Annotated in this window: 25 protein-coding genes, 1 tRNA gene and 1 other RNA gene; 16 read left to right on the plus strand and 11 right to left on the minus strand. The window is 51.9% G+C overall.

The window, feature by feature from the left end:
- Positions 1-70: 70 nt before the first annotated feature.
- A complete protein-coding gene (locus E1B03_RS09430) occupies positions 71-886 on the minus strand; it encodes a Cof-type HAD-IIB family hydrolase (RefSeq protein WP_133086098.1) in 816 nt (271 codons plus the stop codon).
- Positions 886-2,094, minus strand: a complete 1,209-nt coding sequence (locus E1B03_RS09435; protein ID WP_103768913.1) for an MFS transporter — start codon at positions 2,092-2,094, stop codon at positions 886-888. Before E1B03_RS09435 ends, E1B03_RS09430 begins: the two co-directional genes overlap by 1 nt.
- Positions 2,095-2,179: 85 nt before the next feature.
- On the opposite strand from E1B03_RS09435, the gene E1B03_RS09440 reads away from it, so the two are divergent.
- Complete coding sequence (locus tag E1B03_RS09440) at positions 2,180-2,740, plus strand: TetR/AcrR family transcriptional regulator (RefSeq protein ID WP_103768914.1); 561 nt, start codon at positions 2,180-2,182, stop codon at positions 2,738-2,740.
- Here E1B03_RS09440 and E1B03_RS09445 read toward each other — a convergent pair.
- The gene (locus E1B03_RS09445; RefSeq protein ID WP_133086099.1) at positions 2,727-3,524 is read right to left on the minus strand and encodes an SDR family NAD(P)-dependent oxidoreductase; all 798 of its coding nucleotides are present in this window, start codon (positions 3,522-3,524) and stop codon (positions 2,727-2,729) included. The genes E1B03_RS09440 and E1B03_RS09445 overlap by 14 nt on opposite strands.
- Positions 3,525-4,207: 683 nt before the next feature.
- Here E1B03_RS09445 and E1B03_RS09450 point away from each other — a divergent pair.
- From E1B03_RS09450 to E1B03_RS09460, 3 genes are read left to right on the plus strand one after another with little or no spacing between them, the layout of a single operon-like run.
- Complete coding sequence (locus E1B03_RS09450; protein ID WP_133086100.1) at positions 4,208-4,672, plus strand: STM2901 family protein; 465 nt, start codon at positions 4,208-4,210, stop codon at positions 4,670-4,672.
- Positions 4,666-4,992, plus strand: coding sequence for a DUF1493 family protein (locus tag E1B03_RS09455; RefSeq protein WP_133086101.1), 327 nt, complete (start codon positions 4,666-4,668; stop codon positions 4,990-4,992). The genes E1B03_RS09450 and E1B03_RS09455 overlap by 7 nt, the downstream gene beginning before the upstream one ends.
- A 21-nt stretch (positions 4,993-5,013) precedes the next feature.
- Complete coding sequence (locus tag E1B03_RS09460; protein WP_133086102.1) at positions 5,014-5,499, plus strand: Hcp family type VI secretion system effector; 486 nt, start codon at positions 5,014-5,016, stop codon at positions 5,497-5,499.
- A gap of 206 nt (positions 5,500-5,705) precedes the next feature.
- On the opposite strand, the gene E1B03_RS09465 is transcribed toward E1B03_RS09460, so the two are convergent.
- Entirely contained in the window at positions 5,706-7,391 is a 1,686-nt protein-coding gene (locus tag E1B03_RS09465; protein WP_043015726.1) for an aspartate:alanine antiporter, read from the minus strand.
- A gap of 270 nt (positions 7,392-7,661) precedes the next feature.
- Between E1B03_RS09465 and E1B03_RS09470 the strand changes: the two genes are divergently transcribed.
- Positions 7,662-8,042, plus strand: a complete 381-nt coding sequence (locus tag E1B03_RS09470) for an inner membrane protein YbjM (protein ID WP_043015727.1) — start codon at positions 7,662-7,664, stop codon at positions 8,040-8,042.
- 34 nt (positions 8,043-8,076) lie between these two features.
- On the opposite strand, the gene E1B03_RS09475 is transcribed toward E1B03_RS09470, so the two are convergent.
- Positions 8,077-8,340, minus strand: coding sequence for a GrxA family glutaredoxin (locus tag E1B03_RS09475; RefSeq protein ID WP_016152408.1), 264 nt, complete (start codon positions 8,338-8,340; stop codon positions 8,077-8,079).
- A gap of 172 nt (positions 8,341-8,512) precedes the next feature.
- Here E1B03_RS09475 and E1B03_RS09480 point away from each other — a divergent pair, with 172 nt between their 5' ends.
- From E1B03_RS09480 to rlmC, 10 genes are all read left to right on the plus strand, one after another.
- Positions 8,513-8,803 (plus strand): YbjC family protein, encoded by a 291-nt coding sequence (locus E1B03_RS09480; RefSeq protein WP_103768916.1) that lies wholly within the window; start codon positions 8,513-8,515, stop codon positions 8,801-8,803.
- The gene (gene nfsA / locus E1B03_RS09485) at positions 8,787-9,509 is read left to right on the plus strand and encodes a nitroreductase NfsA (protein ID WP_133086103.1); all 723 of its coding nucleotides are present in this window, start codon (positions 8,787-8,789) and stop codon (positions 9,507-9,509) included. Before E1B03_RS09480 ends, nfsA begins: the two co-directional genes overlap by 17 nt.
- 59 nt (positions 9,510-9,568) lie before the next feature.
- Positions 9,569-10,471, plus strand: a complete 903-nt coding sequence (gene rimK, locus E1B03_RS09490; protein WP_103768918.1) for a 30S ribosomal protein S6--L-glutamate ligase — start codon at positions 9,569-9,571, stop codon at positions 10,469-10,471.
- A gap of 90 nt (positions 10,472-10,561) precedes the next feature.
- On the plus strand, positions 10,562-11,038 hold the full coding sequence (locus E1B03_RS09495) for a type III secretion system chaperone family protein (protein WP_103768919.1): 477 nt from the start codon (positions 10,562-10,564) through the stop codon (positions 11,036-11,038).
- Positions 11,039-11,471: 433 nt separating this feature from the next.
- Entirely contained in the window at positions 11,472-12,584 is a 1,113-nt protein-coding gene (potF, locus tag E1B03_RS09500) for a spermidine/putrescine ABC transporter substrate-binding protein PotF (protein WP_006685313.1), read from the plus strand.
- A gap of 138 nt (positions 12,585-12,722) precedes the next feature.
- Complete coding sequence (gene potG, locus E1B03_RS09505) at positions 12,723-13,856, plus strand: putrescine ABC transporter ATP-binding subunit PotG (RefSeq protein WP_103768920.1); 1,134 nt, start codon at positions 12,723-12,725, stop codon at positions 13,854-13,856.
- 9 nt (positions 13,857-13,865) lie between these two features.
- Positions 13,866-14,819 (plus strand): putrescine ABC transporter permease PotH, encoded by a 954-nt coding sequence (gene potH, locus E1B03_RS09510; RefSeq protein WP_103768921.1) that lies wholly within the window; start codon positions 13,866-13,868, stop codon positions 14,817-14,819.
- Positions 14,816-15,661, plus strand: a complete 846-nt coding sequence (gene potI / locus E1B03_RS09515; RefSeq protein WP_103768922.1) for a putrescine ABC transporter permease PotI — start codon at positions 14,816-14,818, stop codon at positions 15,659-15,661. The genes potH and potI overlap by 4 nt, the downstream gene beginning before the upstream one ends.
- A 59-nt stretch (positions 15,662-15,720) precedes the next feature.
- Complete coding sequence (locus tag E1B03_RS09520; RefSeq protein ID WP_133086104.1) at positions 15,721-16,209, plus strand: YbjO family protein; 489 nt, start codon at positions 15,721-15,723, stop codon at positions 16,207-16,209.
- A gap of 184 nt (positions 16,210-16,393) precedes the next feature.
- Complete coding sequence (gene rlmC, locus E1B03_RS09530) at positions 16,394-17,521, plus strand: 23S rRNA (uracil(747)-C(5))-methyltransferase RlmC (RefSeq protein ID WP_133086106.1); 1,128 nt, start codon at positions 16,394-16,396, stop codon at positions 17,519-17,521.
- Between the two features lie 141 nt (positions 17,522-17,662).
- Here the strand turns inward: rlmC and E1B03_RS09535 are convergent.
- The 4 genes from E1B03_RS09535 to E1B03_RS09550 all read right to left on the minus strand — a co-directional run bounded on the left by E1B03_RS09535 (position 17,663) and on the right by E1B03_RS09550 (position 19,734).
- Positions 17,663-17,799: non-coding RNA, RtT sRNA (locus tag E1B03_RS09535), on the minus strand.
- A gap of 143 nt (positions 17,800-17,942) precedes the next feature.
- Positions 17,943-18,030: transfer RNA gene (locus E1B03_RS09540), tRNA-Ser, on the minus strand.
- A gap of 149 nt (positions 18,031-18,179) precedes the next feature.
- On the minus strand, positions 18,180-18,857 hold the full coding sequence (locus E1B03_RS09545; RefSeq protein ID WP_103768925.1) for an isochorismatase family protein: 678 nt from the start codon (positions 18,855-18,857) through the stop codon (positions 18,180-18,182).
- Positions 18,858-18,873: 16 nt separating this feature from the next.
- On the minus strand, positions 18,874-19,734 hold the full coding sequence (locus E1B03_RS09550; RefSeq protein ID WP_133086107.1) for a pirin family protein: 861 nt from the start codon (positions 19,732-19,734) through the stop codon (positions 18,874-18,876).
- A 108-nt stretch (positions 19,735-19,842) separates the two neighbouring features.
- Between E1B03_RS09550 and E1B03_RS09555 the strand changes: the two genes are divergently transcribed.
- Positions 19,843-20,754 carry a LysR family transcriptional regulator gene (locus E1B03_RS09555; RefSeq protein ID WP_103768927.1) on the plus strand — a complete coding sequence of 304 codons (912 nt, stop codon included), beginning with the start codon at positions 19,843-19,845 and terminating at the stop codon, positions 20,752-20,754.
- A gap of 79 nt (positions 20,755-20,833) precedes the next feature.
- Here E1B03_RS09555 and infA read toward each other — a convergent pair whose 3' ends face one another.
- A complete protein-coding gene (gene infA, locus E1B03_RS09560) occupies positions 20,834-21,052 on the minus strand; it encodes a translation initiation factor IF-1 (RefSeq protein ID WP_002211347.1) in 219 nt (72 codons plus the stop codon).
- Between the two features lie 283 nt (positions 21,053-21,335).
- On the minus strand, positions 21,336-22,040 hold the full coding sequence (gene aat / locus E1B03_RS09570) for a leucyl/phenylalanyl-tRNA--protein transferase (protein ID WP_079934666.1): 705 nt from the start codon (positions 22,038-22,040) through the stop codon (positions 21,336-21,338).
- Between the last annotated feature and the right edge of the window lie 15 nt (positions 22,041-22,055).

The following is a 22,055-nucleotide window of genomic DNA, read 5'->3' on the forward strand; positions in this document are numbered from 1 at the left end:
CCAGTGGGTTAATTTGAGGCGGATTATGAATAGATCATGCCAGCATTTTGTTGCCGTCTGTGCTGAGGCATTAATGTGTAAACGGTGCTTCATTCCTTAACACGCGGTCGATAATATCCAGCACGCCCTCTTCATTGTTCGACCCCGCGCGATATTTCGCCGCCTGGATAACCGGCTCATGGGCGTTGGCCATTGCAAAACTAAAACCCGCCTGACGCAGCATCTCAATATCATTTCCGCCATCGCCAAACACAACAACCTCATCGTCGGTAATATTCCAGCGTTGTTGTAACAGGCGCAGACCGTTTGCCTTATGAACACCAGGAATAATTAAATCGATGCTGCCGTAGCCGGTATGCACCGGAACCATAATGTCGCCAATGGCTTCATGGAGGTCAGCCTGTACCTGTGGGATACGATCATCGGAAATATTCAGCCCGAATTTGAAGAATATGTCGTTGAGGTTGTAAAAATTATCAACAAATTCAAGACGATGATAATACATGGCAGAAACAGCTTTATGCTCATCGCTGTACTGTTTCAGGGTATAGGCGCTGTTTTTACCGCAGGCGATAATGTCGATGTCCGTGCGGGTTAGCAGATGCTCCACGATGGCCTGAAAATCATCTTTCGCCAGCTCGCCGTTAAAAACATCTTCTCCTTCACTGACTACCCATCCACCGTTTTCGGCAACAAAGGAGATTTCTCCGGCCAGTTCGGGGAAAAAGGAGATGAGCTGGTAATACTGGTTGCCGCTGGCGACGACAAAGCGGATCCCCTGTTCTTTCATCTGGCGGTATTGCGCCATAAAGCGCTCATGGTTATAGGTTTTTTGGTCGCTTAAAAATGTGCCGTCCATGTCGACCGCAATTAATTTGATACGCATTAGCTGTTCTCCATCACAGTGGTATTTTTGAGATCCGGTTTTGCCACCGCTTTCGCGACGATGGCGGCGACAAGCACCAGCGCCAACACTACCAGCATAGCGCTGCGCAGGCCGTAGTGTTCACCCAGGTAGCCCAGCAGCGGCGGCCCTACCAGAAACGCCAGATAGCCGGTCGTTGCGACAACGCTGACGCGGGTTGGCGCATCGGGGCCGGTGTCGCTGGCGGCTGAAATGGTCAACGGGAATCCGAGCGATGCGCCGAGTCCCCACAGAATAACGGATACGCCCGCCATCCAGGAGCTGTCGACAAAAATAATCAGGCTAATCCCGAGTGCGCCCATCAGCGCACTGGCACGCACCACCGCGACGCGGCTGTAGCGGTCAATGAACCAACCGCCGGTAAATCGTCCAACGGTCATACCCAGCGTAAATCCGGCATAAATCAGCGAGCCTGATGTCGGGCTAAATCCATGTCCATCCACCATTAACAGCGGAAGCCAGTCGTTGGCGGAACCTTCAGCAAATGCCATCGCCAGTACCACGACGCCAATTAGCAATAGCTGGATATCGCGATAAAAAGGCAACCCTTTTTCGCCGGAATGAGTTCCGTCAGCGGCATTTTTACCCGTGCCGTCAGGAATTGCTTTGATAGCGATAAATATAGGGGTGATAGCAACCATCGCCGCCAACAGAATATGTGCGGTTGCCGGGACGCTAAAAGCCGTAAGCATCATTCCTACGCCGGCCCCCGCCAGCGTTCCCAGGCTGTAAAAACCGTGCATCATCGGCAGTACGGTTTTATTCATTTCGCGCTCAACTGCCGCACCTTCGACGTTGATGGCGACCTCTGCCGCACCAAAGCTGGCGCCAAACACGCCCAGGCCAAACGCGAAAAGCCAGGCGGAATGCAGCCAGAGCGCCGCGCTGAGGATTGCCATTCCGAGGACTGCGCAAGACATAGTGGTGCGGATCACTTTACGTGTGCCAAATCGTTTCACCAGCCAGGCCGAACAAAGAATGCCACTCATCGAACCGATAGAGAGTCCAAACAGTACCGCGCCCATTTCGGCGGTAGAGATGGAGAGAATATCTCTGATGGCAGGGGTACGCGTTGCCCAGGAGGCCATTAATAATCCTGGTAAAAAGAAGAACGTGAACAGCGCCCAGGTACGACGTCTTAAGGCTTTGCGTGATGAGATGCCAGTCATGAATTCGAGCCAAAGAAAAGAGGAAAGAAGACAACATTAGCAAGGTTGTGTACATTTGTACACAAATGCAAGAAGAGGTAATGCAGTGCGACGTGCGAACGATCCGCAGCGGCGGGAAAAAATAGTTCAGGCAACTCTGGATGCGGTAATAGCTCATGGTATTCATGCGGTTACACATCGCAAGATCGCGACAATTGCTCAGGTGCCCTTGGGTTCTATGACCTATTACTTTTCGGGAATCGATGAGCTTTTGATGGAGGCATTTGGCCGTTTTACTGACAGGATGATGCTGCAGTATCAGGCCTTTTTTGCCGACGTGAAGGATGCGCCGCAGGCTTGTCATGCTATTACCGATATGATTTACAGCTCTCAGGTCACCACGCCTGACAACATGGAGCTCATGTATCAGCTGTATGCTTTCGCCAGCCGTAAACCGGCGCTAAAAACGGTGATGCAAAACTGGATGCTACGCAGCCAACAAACGCTGGAGCAGTGGTTTGACCCGGTTACGGCGCGGGCGCTGGATGCGTTTATTGAAGGGATGACGCTGCATTTTGTCACGGACAAAAAACCGCTGCAGCGAGAAGATATCTTGCTAATGGTGGAGCGTATAGCGGGCTTGTCCGCGACTGTCAGCTCTGGGTAGCGCCTCCGGTAATATTCACCACCGTGGCGGTGATTGCTCCTGCATGGTCTGAAGCCAGAAAGGTCATTATCTCAGCAACTTGTGCAAGCGTAGGCAGGCGTCCGAGCATGGTGCTTTGTGCCGCACCCGCTAACCATTGATCGACGGTTAAGCCCATTGACTGCGCTTTAGCGGAGAATATCTCTCCGGTATAGGAGCCGGCCGCTACTGCGTCCACAATCGCATGTGAGCGAACGCCGACGACGCGAACATTTGCCGGTCCCAGTTCGCTGGCGAGCGCTTTAATAAAAGCCTCTGTTCCCGCGCAGCCGACGATGTGACCCAGATGCCCAGGCATCGCCATTGGGGCCGCGGGCGCAACGACGGTGAGAATAACGCCCGCACGATTGCCGCCCATGTGCGGCGTTACGGCTTTTGCGATATTGAACTGCGCCGAGAGGAAAGGGGTGATACCGCTCATAAACTCCGAGAGGGATAATACGTCGATTCGCTTGCCCTGGTCATGCATAAAACCGGTCGCGTTAATCACCACATCAATTCCACCGGTTTGCTGCGCAAGTTGAGTAATTTGTTTTGATGCGTTGTGTTCGTCGAGTACATCAGTGATAAAGGTATCAACGGTCCCCCCCGCCGTTCGAAGGCGACTGGCTGTCCAATCCAGCTTTTCCTGACTGCGTGCGCCCAGGTATACATGAGCACCTTCGCGCGCCATGGACTGCGCAACCGCACTACCAATAGCACCGCTGCCACCGAAGATCACCGCGACTTTGCCTGCGAGCAACATAGTCAACCCCCATCACCATTAAGCACCGACATAAAAGTATGTGCCATAACCAGCAAGCTGCAAATTTGGGGGGAGTTTCAGAGATGGAAGGCGATGAACGCAAATTTCAGGTAACAAAAAGCCCATCTATGCAAATTGGTTAATTAAAACAATGAGTTGTATAATAACCAATAAGTTGGTTTGGTGGCGAGAGATGACGATTACGGGGTATTGCCAACCGCTGCCGCCATTTTGTCGCCAATTGGCAGAGTAGCTAACCTTTTATCCCTATCACCTGCAACACGTTCTGTCATCCCGAGCTGGCGACAGATTGAACTGGTAGCTGGTCGCCGAGGTGCTCTCCACGTAGTTCTGTACGCGTAGCGAAGTGGCGCTAAACAAGGGGCGCGATCAGCAAAGGGTCATCATGAACTCATTTCAGGCCATTAAGCTCGGAAAACAGAAATACTTCGGAATGGCATTTTTGCAGGTGTCTGAAAATGATGTGGCCCCGGTAACTGCGTATCATGCATCCGAGGCCAAGATCAAAGCTATTAAAAAAAAATCAATAGCGCATAAAGCGTTATAGTGTGGAGGTCAAACAGGACGTAAGTCTGCTCAAGGAGCTCAGGCACACAACATCAAATCATTTTCATAAAATCAGGTTATAACGCGGTAACAATCAACGATAAATAAGGACATCAATGGACACTGTAGAGGAACTCAACGGGACATATTTCTATGCAGGGAAGTCCAATCTGACGGCTGCTGAGCTTTTGTTTATGATTTTCTGTGAGAATACCGCCAGCCAGTTCGGGATCGGTGTTGCAGATTTCGGGGCTATCGTTGCCCTGGTATCAGGTCGCAATAATCTTGGGACAAGGGCAAAACCGATTGGTGCTACTAAGGGCACTTCATACGCCTCCAAAGCAGCACGCGCAGTTTTTAAAAAGTCAAAATTCCCTTTTGGTATATCATTACCGACCTGGCTTGGCGGCTACACTCCGTGGACAGCTCGCCGTGTTATGGTCCACAACATTGGAACATTTGTTGGTCGCTCAATCCCTTTGGTTGGCATAATTATTCTGGCTGCTGACGTGTCTCAAATTACCTACCGTACTATCCGCGACTATAACGTCATAGCAAGGGGCTGCGATAAGTTATGGTAAATAATATCGAGCAAAGAATTTATGAGCTGATACGGCCCTACGCAGGAACGTATTTATTCAACATAAAGAAAGTGGTACTAACACCTAAAACTGACCTCGATACTGATCTGGATATTGATGAGGTGGAAGCCGAAGATCTGATGAATGATTTTTTTGAAACGTTCAACGTTGAGCGGGGTAATTTCAAGGTTGAAACATACTATCCTCCTGAATCATTCTCACTGAATCCATTTAAAAAATCACCACCTGTACCTGTACCTGATTTCACTATAGGCATGTTGATTGAATCAGCAAAAGCAGGACGCTGGTTATATAACTGAGCATAAGCAAGGAGCTTTAAAATGGCTGTACCTGTTCACTTATTTTTGACTGATGATGGCGGCGCGATTATCCGTGGATCGTGCGATGTTCGAGACCGTGAGGGTAGCGTGGAACTAAGGGGACTACATCACAACATAATGTTACCTACAGATCCAATGACAGGTAAGGTAACGGGAACACGTCAACATTCGCCGTTTCAGTTTACTAAGGAGCTCGACAGCTCAAGTCCGTACCTGTTCAAAGCCGCGGCTACTGGTCAGACTCTCAGATCTGCTGAATTTCGTTTCTACCACATCAATGATGCAGGGCAAGAGGTAGAGTATTACCGGATCACACTCGAAAATGTGAAAGTAGTTTCAGTGAGTCCTTTAATGCACGACACTCGAGGATGCCCTGGATCAGGCCACATGGAAGATGTTGCGCTGAACTACGAAAAAATTACACATCTGTACAAAGACGGCAATCTTTTAGCCCATGACGCATGGAATGAGCGCTCCACTGGGTAAATCACAATAGATCTGCAAATATGATTTTAAAGGTTTTGAATTTCAGACAACAAAAAACCCATCAACCTTGAACCAAAGCGGCGGGGTTGATGGGCTCCACAAATTGGGGACATCAAAGAAAAGCAGTGGCAATAGTTATGACTGACGCCTTGAAGAAAAGTTCTGCTTACCTGCAAAAAATTTTCGTTTAAGGGTAAATTTCAGCGCTAACCAAGGCCTGGCCAGACAATGACGATGAGTGTCCCCGCTAATGTCAGCAGAACGTTGGCAATCGCGTAGGTCCCGGCATAGCCTAACGCGGGGATATTGCTGCGAGCCGTATCGCTGATGATTTCCATTGCCGGAGCGCAGGTACGCGCGCCCATCATGGCGCCAAACAGCAGGGCGCGGTTCATACGTAATACGTAAGCACCGAACAAGAAACAAATGACTACCGGCACCAGGCTGACCACCAGACCGGCAATCAGCATTTGACCACCGACGACGCCAAGGCCATTGCCAATGCCGCTGCCCGCGCTTAAACCGACGCCAGCCATAAATACCATCAGACCAAATTCTTTGACCATGTTTAGCGCCCCCTGCGGGATGTAGCCAAACGTTGGATGGTTGGCACGCAGGAAGCCCAGCATGATCCCGGCGAACAGCAGACCAGCCGCATTCCCGATACCGAAGCTGAAATTACTGAACTGGAAGGTGATCATCCCAATCATCAAGCCGATGATAAAGAAGGCGCAGAAGGCCAGTAGATCGGTCACCTGACTGTGAATGGAAATGAAGCCGATACGGTCGGCAATGGTTTTGACGCGACGAGCATCCCCGCTCACCTGCAGCACGTCACCTTTGTTGAGCACGACGTTGTCATCAATAGGCATTTCAATCTGGCTACGGATCACGCGGTTGAGGAAACATCCGTGGTCGGTCAGTTTCAACTGGGCCAGGCGACGGCCAACGGCATTGTGGTTTTTCACCACAATCTCTTCAGTGACGATACGCATATCAAGCAGATCACGATCGAACACCTCTTTCCCATTACGGAAGCTGGGGTCGAGGCGGGCATGTGCGTCCGGATAACCCACCAGGGCTATTTCATCGCCCATTTGCAGTACCGCATCGCCATCCGGGTTGGCCAGGATGCCGTTGCGACGGATGCGTTCAATGTAACAACCGGTCTGGCGATAGATACCCAGTTCGCGCAGATTTTTGCCATCGGCCCATGCCACCAGCTCCGGACCAACGCGATAGGCGCGGATCACTGGCAGATAAACTTTACGGTTGGCGTCTGTGTCCAGACCTCGTTCACGTGCGATTTGTTGCGCGCTGGTTTGCAGGTCCTGATGCTGAAGTTTTGGCAGGTAGCGCGCACCGACAATCAGACTGACCAGGCCAATCAAATAGGTGAGGGCGTAACCGAGACTGAGGTTATCAAGGGCAGTTGAAAGCGATGTTCCCGACATTCCCGAATGGCGCAAGGTGTCACCTGCGCCGACCAGCACCGGCGTGGAGGTCATCGAGCCGGCCAGCATACCCGCCGTCAGGCCAATGTCCCAGCCAAATAGCTTACCCAGCCCCAGGGCGATCAGCATTGCGCTACCGACCATCACCAGAGCAAGCATTAGATAATTTTTCCCATCGCGAAAAAAAATCGAAAAAAAGTTGGGGCCGGCTTCGACGCCGACACAAAAAATAAACAGCATAAAGCCGAGATTTAATGCATCGGTGTTAATACTAAAGTGCTGCTGGCCTAATAATAGGGACACCACTAAAACGCCAATGGAATTACCGAGTTGGACTGAACCCAGGCGTAATTTACCCAGACACAGGCCCAGTGCCAGGACCACAAATAATAACAGGATGTAATTCCCATTTAACAAATCTGCGACGTTTATATTCACGGAGACTAACTTCTTGTTTACTAGTAAGCTATTGAAAGAAATGGCAATTTACGCTAATGTTTTTGCCAGAAATTAAGGGGGCGACAGCTTCATACACAGCCCCGAATAATGCAGCATAACAATATATGCGGTTAGTTTAATCTCATTACGTATCAACGGCTATAAGAATCGTGTGAGTGTGTTTTTGGCATGGAATGCCAGGTTACTTTATCTGACTGGACGCCTGCGGGCGAAAAGAGTGTTCGATAGAGAATGTGTCAGGAGGAACGATTGAAACATAAGCAAAGTTGGGCAGGTGCGGTCTGCTGCTTTGTGCTCTTTATTGTGGTGTGTCTTTCATTAACGCTAAACGTGAAAGGGGCATTTAGGGCGGCAGGGCATCCTGAGGTCGGATTGTTGTTTTTTATCCTGCCTGGTGCTGCAGCAAGCTTTTTCTCCCATCGTCGGGAGGTGCTCAAACCCCTTCTTGGCGCCATGTTGGCGGCACCGTGCTGCCTGTTGTTGATGCGGTTCGTTTTTATGCCGACGCGTTCATTGTGGCAAGAACTGGCGTGGTTGTTTAGTGCAGTATTTTGGTGCGCGCTTGGCGCATTGTGTTTTTTGTTTATCAGTAGCTTGTTCAATCAGCATCAACGACGGAAAAAGAACTGATGACGCCCTCCAGCGGAGGGCGTAGAAACAGCTATCAGGCGAACAGATTCATGTTCTCTTTGGCCCACGCTTCAAAATCCGTGCATCCGCCAATGTGTTTTTGATCAACAAAAATCTGCGGAACGGTTTCTACTGGCTTACCTACCGTCTTTTCCAGATCGGCTTTCGTGATGCCTTCGGCATGGATATCAATGTAGCGGAAGTTAAAATCGTCATGCTCATTGCTTAATTTTTCTGCTAATTCTTTTGCGCGCACGCAATACGGACACCCTGGACGACCAAAAATAACGGCAAACATCTCTCTCTCCTCGAACTTATCAGGCCGGATGGCAATACTTGTTATGATGCCGCGAATTGTGACGGATGGAAAGCAGGTTCAACCTGTTGCTTTGATATCCTCAAGCTATAACTGTTAAACACGACAAGCCGGAACGTTTTATAATGACAGCCATTTCGCCGGGAGGCCGCTTATGCGCACAATTGGTACATTACCCAAAAGCGTATTGATGCTGGAAATTATAGGGATGGTCTTGTTATCGCTGGCGCTGCTATCGCTTAACGATTACCTCACCTTACCCGCACCGCTTAGCAGTCCGTTAGCCTGCGTGGTGATGATATTTCTGGGCGTGCTGCTGATGCTTCCCGCCGCGGTGGTATTGACGTGGCGTATTGCTCAACGACTTGCGCCGCAGCTGATGTCACGAGCCCCCGGCGATTCTTCCCGTTCAGACAGAGAAAAAAGAGATGACGCCAACCATTGATTTATTACGTAGCCACCGTTCCATTCGCCATTTCACCGATGATGTTATTTCGGATGCGCAGCGAGAGGCGATAATTGCCGCCGCACAGGGGACGTCAAGCTCCAGTTTTTTACAATGCACGACCATTGTTCGCATAACGGACAAAACCCTGCGTGAATCACTGGTTACTTTATCCGGCGGACAAAAACATGTAGCGCAGGCCGCAGAGTTCTGGGTGTTTTGCGCTGATTTTAATCGCCATTTGCAGATTTGCCCTGATGCGCAACTCGGGCTGGCGGAACAACTGCTGCTGGGCGTGGTTGATACCGCGATGATGGCGCAAAATGCGCTGACGGCGGCAGAGTCTTTGGGCCTTGGCGGGGGGTTTATTGGCGGTCTGCGTAATAACATTGAGCCAGTCACTGAATTGCTGAAGCTTCCGCAACACGTTCTGCCGCTGTTTGGGCTGTGCCTTGGCTGGCCTGCCGATAACCCGGATATCAAGCCGCGTCTGCCCGCATCGCTTGTGGTGCATGAGAACCAGTATCAGCCGCTCAACAAAGATGTTTTGTCGCAATATGATGAGCAGCTCGCGCAGTACTATCTGACTCGCGGCAGTAATACGCGCCGTGACACCTGGAGCGACCATATTCGCCGCACCATCATTAAAGAAAGTCGCCCCTTTATCCTGGAATATTTGCATAAACAGGGATGGGCTACGCGCTAAAGATTTTAACCCAGTGTATGATACGCCAGCTTTTACCAGGTCATTCAGAGAGGTGCAGGGTGAAAATTGCCATTTTGTCCCGGGACGGAACGCTCTATTCTTGTAAGCGCCTGCGTGAAGCGGCGATGCAGCGCGGTCACCTGGTAGAAATTATCGATCCCCTTTCTTGCTATATGAACATCAGCCCGGCGGCGTCCTCTATTCATTATAAGGGCCGCCAGCTTCCTCATTTCGACGCGGTGATCCCAAGGATTGGCTCGGCGATTACCTTCTATGGTACGGCGGCGTTGCGCCAGTTTGAGATGTTGGGAAGCTATCCGCTGAATGAGTCGGTAGCGATTACGCGTGCGCGCGACAAACTGCGTTCGCTGCAGCTGCTGGCGCGTCAGGGCATCGATTTACCCATCACCGGGATCGCCCACTCTCCGGACGATACCAGCGACATGATTGACATGGTTGGCGGCGCGCCGCTGGTAGTGAAACTGGTTGAAGGCACGCAGGGTATTGGTGTGGTGCTGGCAGAAACGCGCCAGGCCGCTGAAAGCGTGGTAGATGCCTTTCGTGGGCTGAATGCCCATATCCTGGTTCAGGAATATATCAAAGAAGCAAAAGGGCGAGATATTCGCTGCTTCGTGGTGGGTGATGAGGTAGTAGCCGCCATTGAGCGACAGGCGAAGGAAGGCGATTTTCGTTCTAATCTCCATCGCGGCGGGGTTGCCACGATTGCGAATATTACGCCGCGCGAAAGAGAAATTGCGCTCAAAGCTGCTCAGACAATGGGTCTGGACGTTGCAGGCGTTGATATTCTGCGCGCTGAACGTGGGCCGTTGGTCATGGAAGTCAACGCGTCTCCCGGACTGGAAGGGGTAGAGAAAACGACCGGAATAGACATTGCCGGCAAGATGATCCAGTGGATCGAGCGTCATGCTACGCCTGAATTCTGCCTTAAAATCGGCGGCTAAGCACAATATCGATTGCTGTCGTGGTATGACACGCTCTTTTTGCGTAAGCTGTGCCGGTATTTTTTTCATCAATAGAGGTCGCACATTATTATGACATCACTGGTCGTTCCCACTCTGGATACGTTGCGTCAATGGCTCGACGACCTGGGCATGAGTTTTTTTGAATGCGATACCTGTCAGGCGCTGCATTTGCCGCACATGCAGAATTTTGACGGCATCTTTGATGCGAAAGTTGATTTGGTCGATAACGTCATTCTGTTTTCCGCGATGGCAGAAGTCAGACCTTCTGCACTGCTGCCGCTGGCCGCCGATCTGTCTGCGATTAACGCCAGTTCACTGACGGTGAAAGCCTTTCTGGATATGCAGGATGATAATCTGCCAAAGCTGGTGGTTTGCCAGTCTTTATCCGTTACGCCGGGCGTGACGTTTGAGCAGTTTGAATATTTTATTCGCCAGAGCGAAGAGCAAATATCGATGGTAATCCTCGAAGCCGGTGCGCATCAGTTGTTATTTAACGCTGAAGAAGATGCGCAAAACAGCACCGCTGAAGTTCATTTCCTCCATTAATTCTTCCTGAATCTGGACATATATTGCGCAGCCGCTGCCAGAGCGGTTGCGTATTTCCCGTTTTTATTCTGTATTTAACCTTTCCTTAAAGAATTATTCACTTCAATTTGGCGCCTTCCGCTTTATGTCATAGACAATTCATGCATAAAAAATTGATAAAAGGCGTTTTTTAATCTGGGCTATATCCACAATTCCTGGCTAAAGTTATTCTTGCGAAGCTTACCAACGCCATCATTTAAACAGCCCCTTGTGACCTGAACTGCGGCCACAATGTATGTTGAATGCATAGGCGGGTGCCAGCGAGCAATAGCGGCGTGAGGAGAGACCTCTCTTTTCATTGATGCCGCATGAAAGAATATGCACGTTTCTTGCATATCATTAGAGTGTGACATTTTTGTTCGTTTGTTAACGAACTTTCAGAAGGAAAGAGATTATGACCGCCTTAAATAAAAAATGGTTATCAGGCCTGGTTGCGGGTGCTCTGATGTCCATCTCTGCCGGCACGCTCGCTGCTGAACAAAAAACGCTGCATATTTATAACTGGTCTGATTATATTGCCCCGGATACGGTGGCTAATTTTGAAAAAGAGACCGGAATTAAAGTTATCTATGACGTTTTTGATTCCAATGAAGTGCTGGAAGGTAAGCTCATGGCTGGCAGCACCGGCTTTGACCTTGTCGTTCCATCCGCCAGTTTCCTTGAGCGTCAACTGACTGCTGGCGTCTTTCAGCCACTGGATAAGAGCAAATTACCGGGCTGGAAAAACCTCGATCCAGAACTGCTAAAGCTGGTGGGTAAACACGATCCGGACAACAAGTTTGCGATGCCGTACATGTGGGCCACGACCGGTATTGGCTACAACGTGGATAAAGTCAAAGCGGTGCTGGGGCCGGATGCGCCGGTTGATAGCTGGGATTTGATCCTCAAGCCAGAAAACCTGGAAAAACTCAAAAGCTGCGGCGTCTCTTTCCTTGATGCTCCCGAAGAGGTGTTCGCCACGGTGCTGAACTATTTGGGTAAAGATCCAAACAGTACCAAAGCGGATGATTACACTGGGCCGGCAACAGATCTGCTGTTGAAACTGCGCCCGAATATTCGCTACTTCCACTCCTCGCAGTACATTAACGACCTGGCAAACGGGGATACCTGCGTCGCGATTGGCTGGGCAGGGGACGTTTGGCAGGCGGCAAACCGTGCAAAAGAGGCGAAAAATGGCGTCAATATCTCCTTCTCAATTCCTAAAGAAGGTGCAATGGCCTTCTTTGACGTGTTCGCGATGCCAGCCGATGCGAAAAACAAAGATGAAGCCTATCAGTTCCTTAACTACCTGCTGCGCCCTGATGTGATAGCGCATATTTCCGACCATGTGTTCTATGCCAATGCCAACAAAGAAGCGACGGCGCTGGTCAGTCAGGAAGTTCGCGACAATCCGGGTATTTACCCGCCTGCGGATGTCCGTGCCAAGCTGTTCACGTTGAAAGTACAGGATCCGAAGATCGATCGTGTACGCACTCGCGCCTGGACGAAGGTAAAAAGCGGGAAATAACCCGATGTACGGGACATGACCCGGCAGGAATTTTGCCTGCCGGGCAGTGCCGATCCCGGACACACATAACCCGGCAATACGCACCATCATGGTGCGTTATTTGCACCGTTTCTTTGTTTTATGCCGGAGAGCACCTGAGTGAATGATGCAACCCCACGCCCACAAGCGAAAATCCGCAAGGCGCTGACACCGCTGCTTGAAATTCGCAATCTGACCAAGTCATTTGACGGTCAGCACGCCGTCGACGACGTTAATCTTACTATCTACAAAGGCGAAATATTTGCTCTGCTGGGCGCGTCCGGCTGTGGCAAGTCGACCTTGCTGCGGATGCTGGCGGGATTTGAACTGCCGACAACCGGGCAAATTATGCTTGATGGCGTCGATTTAGCGCATGTCCCGCCTTATCTGCGCCCAATTAATATGATGTTTCAGTCCTACGCCTTGTTTCCGCATATGACGGTCGAGCAGAACATTGCCTTTGGCCTCAAGCAGGACAAACTGCCGAAGGCTGAAATCGCCAGTCGGGTGAATGAGATGCTGGGCCTGGTGCATATGCAGGAGTTTGCCAAACGTAAGCCGCATCAGCTTTCTGGCGGACAGCGCCAACGAGTGGCGTTGGCGCGCAGCCTGGCGAAACGCCCGAAGCTGCTGCTGCTGGATGAACCGATGGGAGCGCTGGATAAAAAACTCCGTGACCGCATGCAACTGGAAGTGGTGGATATCCTTGAACGCGTCGGTGTGACCTGCGTGATGGTGACGCACGACCAGGAAGAAGCCATGACGATGGCAGGGCGCATTGCGATCATGAACCGGGGCAAATTTGTCCAGATCGGCGAGCCTGAAGAGATCTACGAGCATCCGACCACGCGTTACAGCGCAGAGTTTATCGGTTCGGTTAACGTCTTTGAAGGGTTGCTGAAAGAACGGCAGGAAGATGGTCTGGTTATTGAGTCTCCTGGTCTGATGCATCCGCTGAAAGTGGACGCCGATGCTTCAGTTGTCGATAACGTCCCGGTGTATGTTGCGCTGCGCCCGGAAAAAATCATGCTCTGCGAAACCCCGCCGTCAGAGGGATATAACTTCGCGGTAGGCGAAGTGGTACACATTGCCTACCTGGGCGACTTGTCGGTGTACCACGTACGTTTAAAAAGCGGTCAGATGCTGAGCGCCCAGCTCCAAAATGAACATCGTTATCGCAAGGGATTACCAACCTGGGGTGACGAAGTCCGTTTATGTTGGGATGCGGACAGCTGTGTGGTGTTGACGGTTTAAGGAGCGAAGATGAGTACACTTGAACCTCCGGCACGCGTGGATAAAACGGGGCGATTCACGCTGTTTATGTCGCGGCTGCAAATGAAGCACGGTCGCAAGCTGGTGATCGCGCTGCCGTATGTATGGCTGACGCTCCTGTTTCTGCTGCCGTTTCTGATCGTCTTCAAAATCAGTTTGGCTGAAATGGCGCGCGCTATCCCGCCGTATACCGACCTTGTTTCATGGGCTGACGATCAGCTATCCATCACGCTCAACTTAGGCAATTTCCTGCAACTGACGGACGATCCGCTCTATTTTGATGCGTATCTGCAATCTTTGCAGGTGGCGGGAGTTTCGACTATCTGTTGCCTGCTGTTGGGGTATCCGCTGGCATGGGCGGTCGCGCACAGCAAGCCCTCGACGCGCAATATTCTGTTGCTACTGGTGATCCTGCCGTCCTGGACGTCGTTTTTGATTCGTGTATACGCCTGGATGGGGATCCTGAAAAATAACGGCGTGCTGAACAACTTCCTGATGTGGCTGGGCGTTATCGACCAACCACTGACGATTTTGCACACCAATCTGGCGGTCTATATCGGTATTGTTTACGCCTATTTGCCCTTTATGGTGCTGCCGATTTATACCGCGCTGATGCGTATTGATTACTCGCTGGTGGAAGCGGCGCTGGATTTAGGTGCCCGACCGTTGAAAACTTTCTTTAGCGTGATCGTGCCGTTAACCAAGGGCGGGATAATCGCTGGATCAATGCTGGTGTTTATTCCGGCAGTTGGGGAGTTTGTGATCCCGGAACTGCTGGGCGGCCCGGACAGCATCATGATTGGCCGCGTGCTGTGGCAGGAGTTTTTCAATAACCGCGACTGGCCAGTGGCGTCTGCTGTTGCCATTATTATGCTGCTGTTACTGATTGTGCCAATCATGTGGTTCCATAAATATCAGCAAAAAAGTGTGGGGGAACACGGATGAATAACTTACCGGTCGTTCGCTCGCCATGGCGTATTTTTATCCTGGTGCTGGGCTTTACCTTCCTGTACGCGCCGATGCTGATGTTGGTTATCTATTCGTTTAACAGCTCGAAGCTGGTTACGGTTTGGGCGGGTTGGTCAACCCGTTGGTATGGTGAGCTTTTCCACGATAGCGCGATGATAAGCGCCGTCGGCATGAGCTTAACGATTGCCGCGTGCGCAGCGACGATGGCGGTAATCCTCGGTACGATAGCCGCCGTGGTCATGGTGCGCTTTGGTCGTTTTCGCGGTTCGAATGGTTTCGCCTTTATGATCACCGCGCCGCTGGTCATGCCGGATGTCATTACCGGTTTGTCGCTGCTGCTGCTGTTTGTGGCTCTGGCTCACGCTATTGGCTGGCCTGCGGATCGCGGTATGTTGACCATCTGGCTGGCGCACGTCACCTTCTGTACGGCCTACGTGGCGGTGGTGATTTCTTCGCGTTTGCGCGAACTGGATCACTCCATTGAGGAAGCGGCAATGGACCTTGGCGCCACGCCGCTGAAGGTCTTCTTCGTTATTACGCTACCGATGATTATGCCGGCGGTGATTTCCGGGTGGTTACTGGCCTTCACGCTGTCGCTCGATGATTTGGTTATTGCCAGCTTTGTTTCTGGTCCTGGCGCCACAACGTTACCGATGCTGGTGTTCTCCAGCGTACGTATGGGGGTTAATCCAGAGATCAACGCGCTGGCGACGCTGATACTTGGCGTGGTAGGAATTATCGGATTTATCGCGTGGTATCTGATGGCACGAACAGAAAAACAACGGATTCGCGATATCCAACGTGCAAGACGCGGCTGAAAAAACTAAAATCTGCCAACCTGTCTATACGGCGCAGCTGTGGTAGCTGCGCCGTTTTCATGGAAGACGACGCGTTGGGATTTTTTAAGAAATCATCCACATCACATGCCCGCTTAAACGTCCCTGCTTTGGTGCAGGTGGCGGCGCTGGCTATTATCATGATCCGCTGTCTCGATCTGTTGATGATTTTTAATACGCTCGGGGTTCGCGGAACCAGTGAATTTATTCATCGTAGCGTACAGACCTGGAATTTAACGCTGGTGTTTCTGGGTAGCCTGTTGCTGCTGTTTATCGAAATCTACTGTGCCTTTTCGCTGGTAAAAGGTCGGAACTGGGCGCGCTGGATCTATCTGCTGACTCAGATTATCGCTAGCGTCTATCTGTGGGCGGCCTCGTTAGGCTATGGCTATCCGGAACTGTTCAGCATTGCGGGAGAGTCCAGACGTGAAATCCTGCGTACGCTGGTGATGCAAAAATTGCCGGATATGCTGGTGTTGCTCCTGCTGTTTGTTCCTGCGTCCAGCAGGCGGTTCTTCCGTTTGCAGTAAATGTGGCCGGTGTTGTTTGTAGGCCGGATAAGGCGTTTACGCCGCCATCCGGCACCGACGCCGCACAATTGCCTGATGGCGACGCTAACGCGTCTTATCAGGCCTACGAAAGCTCAGGTCTGATATGCATCCCGAATGATTTTACGTATATAATCTCCGCCCTCGATCACGTAAAGGTTTTTGTATGCAGTGCGCACTTTATGACGCCGAACGCTGTCGCTCATGTCAGTGGATAACACAGCCAGTCGCCGATCAACTCTTCGCCAAAACAGCCGATCTGCAGAATCTGCTGGCCGATTATCCGGTCGGTGAATGGTGCGCGCCGGTCAGCGGCCCTGAAAGCGCTTTCCGCAATAAAGCTAAAATGGTGGTCAGCGGCAGCGTGGAAAAACCGCTGCTGGGGATGCTGCACCGTGACGGTACGCCGGAGGATTTGTGCGACTGTCCGCTCTATCCTGAGTCTTTTGCGCCCGTATTTGCCGCGCTTAAGCCGTTTATCGCCCGCGCGGGATTAACGCCTTATAACGTGGCGCGTAAACGCGGGGAGCTGAAATATCTGCTGTTAACGGAAAGCCGGTTCGATGGCGGCATGATGCTGCGTTTTGTCCTGCGTTCCGAGGCAAAACTGGCACAACTGCGCGCAGCGCTGCCATGGTTACAGGCACAGCTGCCACAGTTAAAAGTGATCACCGCCAATATTCAACCTGTGCATATGGCGATTATGGAAGGGGAGAGTGAAATCTTCCTGACGGAACAACAGGCGCTGGCGGAACGCTTTAATGATGTGCCGTTGTGGATCCGCCCGCAGAGCTTTTTCCAGACTAACCCGGTGGTGGCGGGGCATTTATATGCCACGGCGCGCGACTGGGTGCGTCAGCTTCCGGTTAATCATATGTGGGATCTGTTTTGCGGCGTCGGGGGCTTTGGTCTGCACTGCGCCACGCCGCAGATGAAACTGACGGGGATTGAAATCGCACCAGAGGCGATTGCCTGTGCGAAACAGTCGGCGCAGGAGCTTGGGTTGCAGAATCTGCATTTTCAGGCGCTGGATTCGACCCAGTTTGCTACCGCCCAGGGCGAAGTGCCTGACCTGGTGCTGGTGAATCCGCCGCGTCGGGGGATTGGAAAGCCGCTGTGCGATTTTCTTTCCCGCATGGCACCGCGTTTTATCGTTTATTCCAGCTGTAATGCTCAAACCATGGCGAAGGATATTCGCGAGCTGTCTGGGTATCGCATTGAACGCGTCCAGCTTTTCGATATGTTCCCGCACACCGCGCATTATGAAGTATTAACGCTGCTCAGCCGACAATAACTGACTTGCCTGATGGCGCTTCGCTTATCAGGCCTACGGTTGTTCATCATTCGTAGGCCGGATAAGGCGCTTGCGCTGCATCCGGCACATCCAACATGCGAAAAAAAAGCCCGTACTTGCGTACGAGTACTTCTTAAAATATGGCGGTGAGGGGGGGATTGACTCGCTTCGCTCGCCCTGCGGGCAGACCGTTCGTAGCACTCCCGGTCTGTCCAGCTGGCTACGCCAGCAGTCGAACCCCGGTCGGAGTTTCTCATCCCCCCGCAGATGCGCAACATGCTGATTTGCCTGATGGCGCTTCGCTTATCAGGCCTACAGGTTGTTCGTCATTCGTAGGCCGGATAAGGCGCTTGCGCTGCATCCGGCACATCCAACATGCGAAAAAAAAGCCCGTACTTGCGTACGAGCTCTTCTTAAAATATGGCGGTGAGGGGGGGATTCGAACCCCCGATACGTTGCCGTATACACACTTTCCAGGCGTGCTCCTTCAGCCACTCGGACACCTCACCATATTGTATTGCTGCCTGACCGCTTGGGGGGCAACGGGGCGCTACTATAGGGAGTTGCGCTAAAACGGTCAAGCAGAATTTACGTGTTCACTCTCGTTTGGTTACGCAATGAACATATTCCTCCGCCCGGGCAGGTGCGGAGGATAGGATTAGCGCTGAGAGTCCAGTTTTTCGCCGTTAGTCACGACTTCCTGGGCTTTGCTGTAGCTCTCGATCAGCAACTGATAAGCCGGGAAGACTTTGGTATACACTTCCGCCCATTCGGCGGCGTCTTCACGGTTCCATGTGCCCTGAATTTCAGAGGCGACGGCGGCGGTATCCATTGGCACGACACCAGCCTGAACAACGCGAGCCAGGGTAATTTCCTGCGCCATTTTGCTGTAAGTACCGGAAGCATCGATTACTGCGAAAACCTTGTAGCCTTCCGCAACCGCGCTGATAGCCGGGAAAGCCATGCACACACTGGTAATCGTACCGGCGATAATCAGCGTTTTACGCCCCGTTGCTTTGACCGCTTTCACGAAGTCTTCGTTATCCCAGGCGTTGATTTCACCTTTACGCGCCACGTATTGGGCATGCGGCGCATTGGTGTGGATCTCTGGGATCAACGGACCGTTAGGTCCCTGCGGTACGGAGGCCGTGGTAATCACCGGCATCTTCGCCAGGGTAGCCATTTTCGCCAGCGCGGCGGCACGCGCACGCAGTTCTGGCATTGGCATATCGCCGACGGTCTGGAACAGCCCGCTCTGATGATCGATAAGCAGCATGACGGAATCATTCACATCGATGACCGGACGTGAACCATTAAAGTTTGCAGGACTGGACATATTCTTCTCCTTCGATTCAGATTTGGCCAAAGCGGCCGGAGTTAAAATCGCGTACGGCTTCAGCGATTTCTTGTTTCGTGTTCATCACAAACGGACCATAACCCACAATCGGCTCGTTCAACGGTTCGCCAGACAGCAGCAGCACGCTGGCATCGCTGGTGGCTTCAATGTGTAGCGTATTTCCCTGCTGGCTGAGCACCACCAGTTGTGCTTCGCTGGCAGGTGTGGTGCCGTTTACGGTGATATTGCCTTTTAATACCACCAGGGCGGTGCTCCATCCTTCCGGCTGGGACAACGTAAGCTGATGATTACATTGCAGGCGCATATCCCAGACGTTCAGCGGCGAAAAGGTATGTGCCGGACCTTTCGTATCCTGATAGCTACCCGCAATTACGCGAACGCTACCTGCTTCATCGGGCAGGGCGACGGTGGGAATAACATCGCTGCTGATGCCCTGATAACCCGGTACGGCCATTTTGTCTTTTGCCGGCAGATTGACCCACAGCTGCACCATTTCCAGTTCACCACCCTGACGGGTAAATTCAGGTGAATGGAACTCTTCGTGTAATATTCCTGCACCTGCAGTCATCCACTGCACGTCGCCGGGGCCGATAATGCCGCCGCGACCGGTTGAATCACGGTGTTCAACTTCGCCGCTGTAAACGATGGTCACCGTCTCAAAACCACGGTGCGGGTGTTCGCCTACGCCGCGTTTCTCGTTACCCGGAGTGAACGTATGCGGACCGGCGTAATCCAGCAGCAGGAACGGACTTAGTTGCTCAGCATGAGACTGGTAAGAGAACATTGAGCGAACCGGAAATCCATCGCCAACCCAGTGTGGGCGAGCTGCGGTGTAGACGCCTGTTACTTGTTTCATCTGTGTCTCCTCAGTGGCGTTGTCTTGATATGGATAAGCTTATATTCATGACAGCGAGCTGAGTAGTAGCTAAAATAGCCCTCACTGTCTCATTAATAGGACAATAAGATGACAAAACCGGATCTCAATGATTTTGCATGGTTTGTGCATGTTGTAGAGGAAGGGGGATTCGCGGCGGCGGGTCGTGCGCTTGATGAACCAAAGTCAAAACTGAGCCGACGGATAGCGCAGTTGGAAGAGAGGCTGGGAGTCCGACTGATTCAGCGAACCACCCGCCAGTTTAACGTGACGGAAGTTGGGCAAACCTTTTACGAACACTGTAAGGCGATGCTGGTGGAAGCGCAGGCTGCGCAGGATGCCATTGCCGCGTTACAGGTTGAACCGCGTGGGATTGTGAAGCTGACTTGTCCTGTTACGTTGCTACATGTGCATATCGGACCAATGCTTGCTCGCTTTATGGCGCGTTATCCTGACGTATCAATACAGCTTGAGGCCACTAACCGCCGTGTTGACGTCGTTGGAGAAGGTCTGGACGTGGCAATTCGCGTCAGGCCCCGGCCATTTGAGGATAGCGACCTGGTGATGCGTGTCCTGGCGGACAGGGGACATCGTTTGTATGCCAGCCCGCAGCTCATCGAGCAAATGGGAACACTACACTCTCCGGCGGAGCTGACGCGCTGGCCTGGTTTGAGTCTGGCCGCGGGTAAGCATGTGCATCGTTGGGAGTTATTTGGCCCGCAGGGCGCACGGGCGGAGGTGCATTTCACGCCGCGAATGATTACCACCGATATGCTGGCGTTACGCGAAGCCGCAGTTGCCGGCGTAGGTGTTGTGCAACTTCCGCAGTTGATGGTAAAAGATCAATTAGCTGCGGGCGAACTGGTCGCGTTGCTCGACGGTTGGGAACCGAAGCGAGAAATTATTCACGCCGTCTTCCCATCTCGCAGGGGATTATTACCTTCAGTGCGCGCATTAGTGGATTTCTTAACGGAAGAATATGCGCGGATGATTGAGGATTAAATACCTGACCTCAGCCCACAAAAAAGGCCGGTTAAACCGACCTTTTATTATCTGGACGCCATTCGGGCGTTAAAAACAATCAGCGACTACGGAAGACAATGCGGCCTTTGCTCAGGTCGTACGGGGTCAGCTCAACAGTCACTTTGTCGCCCGTCAGGATGCGGATATAGTTTTTACGCATTTTACCGGAGATGTGTGCAGTAACCACGTGACCGTTTTCTAACTCTACGCGGAACATGGTATTAGGTAACGTATCGAGAACGGTACCCTGCATTTCAATATTGTCTTCTTTGGCCATCTAATCCTCTGGGGTATCACTACCGTAATTTGAACCGGCAAGATAATGCCGAAGTTCTTTTAATAAGTAAAGATTTGTGCGTTTAAAACACAGCAAATCGGGTTTGGCGCATTACTCTAACCACACAGCAAAGCTGCACTTAAAGCGCAACGTGTAAGGGAACGAGGAGATAAACGATAGGCGTTGCCTGGCGCGAACTGTTCCTTAACGGCGGCGGGGTAATGGGCTAAACCAACTCTGCGCGACAATTATAACACCCCGACAAAAAATGTGCCGAAAACATTCACCCCTGAGGTGAAAATAACGTCCTGGGAACCCAGAAATGGCTCGGTAGCCGCTGCTGGCGCAGTCTGCTCAGGTGCTCAAGGTACTCCCGCCGCGGTGTTTCGACCGCCCCCAGCGAAGCTGTGTGGCTATTTAATACCTGGCAGTCGATTAATTTTCCGCCCTGACGGATAAATTCCGCGCAAAAAACAAGCAGTGCGGTTTTGGACGCATTTTCCTGGCGACTGAACATCGATTCGCCACAAAACAACGTACCTTGCGCCACGCCATACATACCGCCCACTAATTCATTGTGCCGCCACACTTCGATTGAGTGTGCATGCCCCAGTTCATGCAGGCGATGGTAAGCGTCCACCACATCATGCGTTATCCAGGTGCCTTCTTCCCGATCGTTCGCGCAGCCTTCAATCACCTGACCAAACGCGTAATTGAGCGTCACGCGATAAGGCGAATTTTTATGAAAGCGTTTCATGCTGCGGCTGAGGTGAAATTTCTCGGGCCAAAGAATAGCGCGCGGATCGGGCGACCACCAGAGGATGGGGTCGCCAGGTGAAAACCATGGAAAAATACCGCGCTGGTAGGCCATCAGCAGGCGGGCAGGACTGAGATCGCCGCCTAGCGCCAACAACCCGTTAGGCTCGCGTAAAGCGCCTTCCGGTGACGGGAAGGCTATAGAATGGCGGGACAGTTGCACCAGGCGCATGACAGCGAAACTCCA

The sequence above is a fragment of the Citrobacter arsenatis genome (assembly GCF_004353845.1).
Classification (GTDB): domain Bacteria; phylum Pseudomonadota; class Gammaproteobacteria; order Enterobacterales; family Enterobacteriaceae; genus Citrobacter; species Citrobacter arsenatis.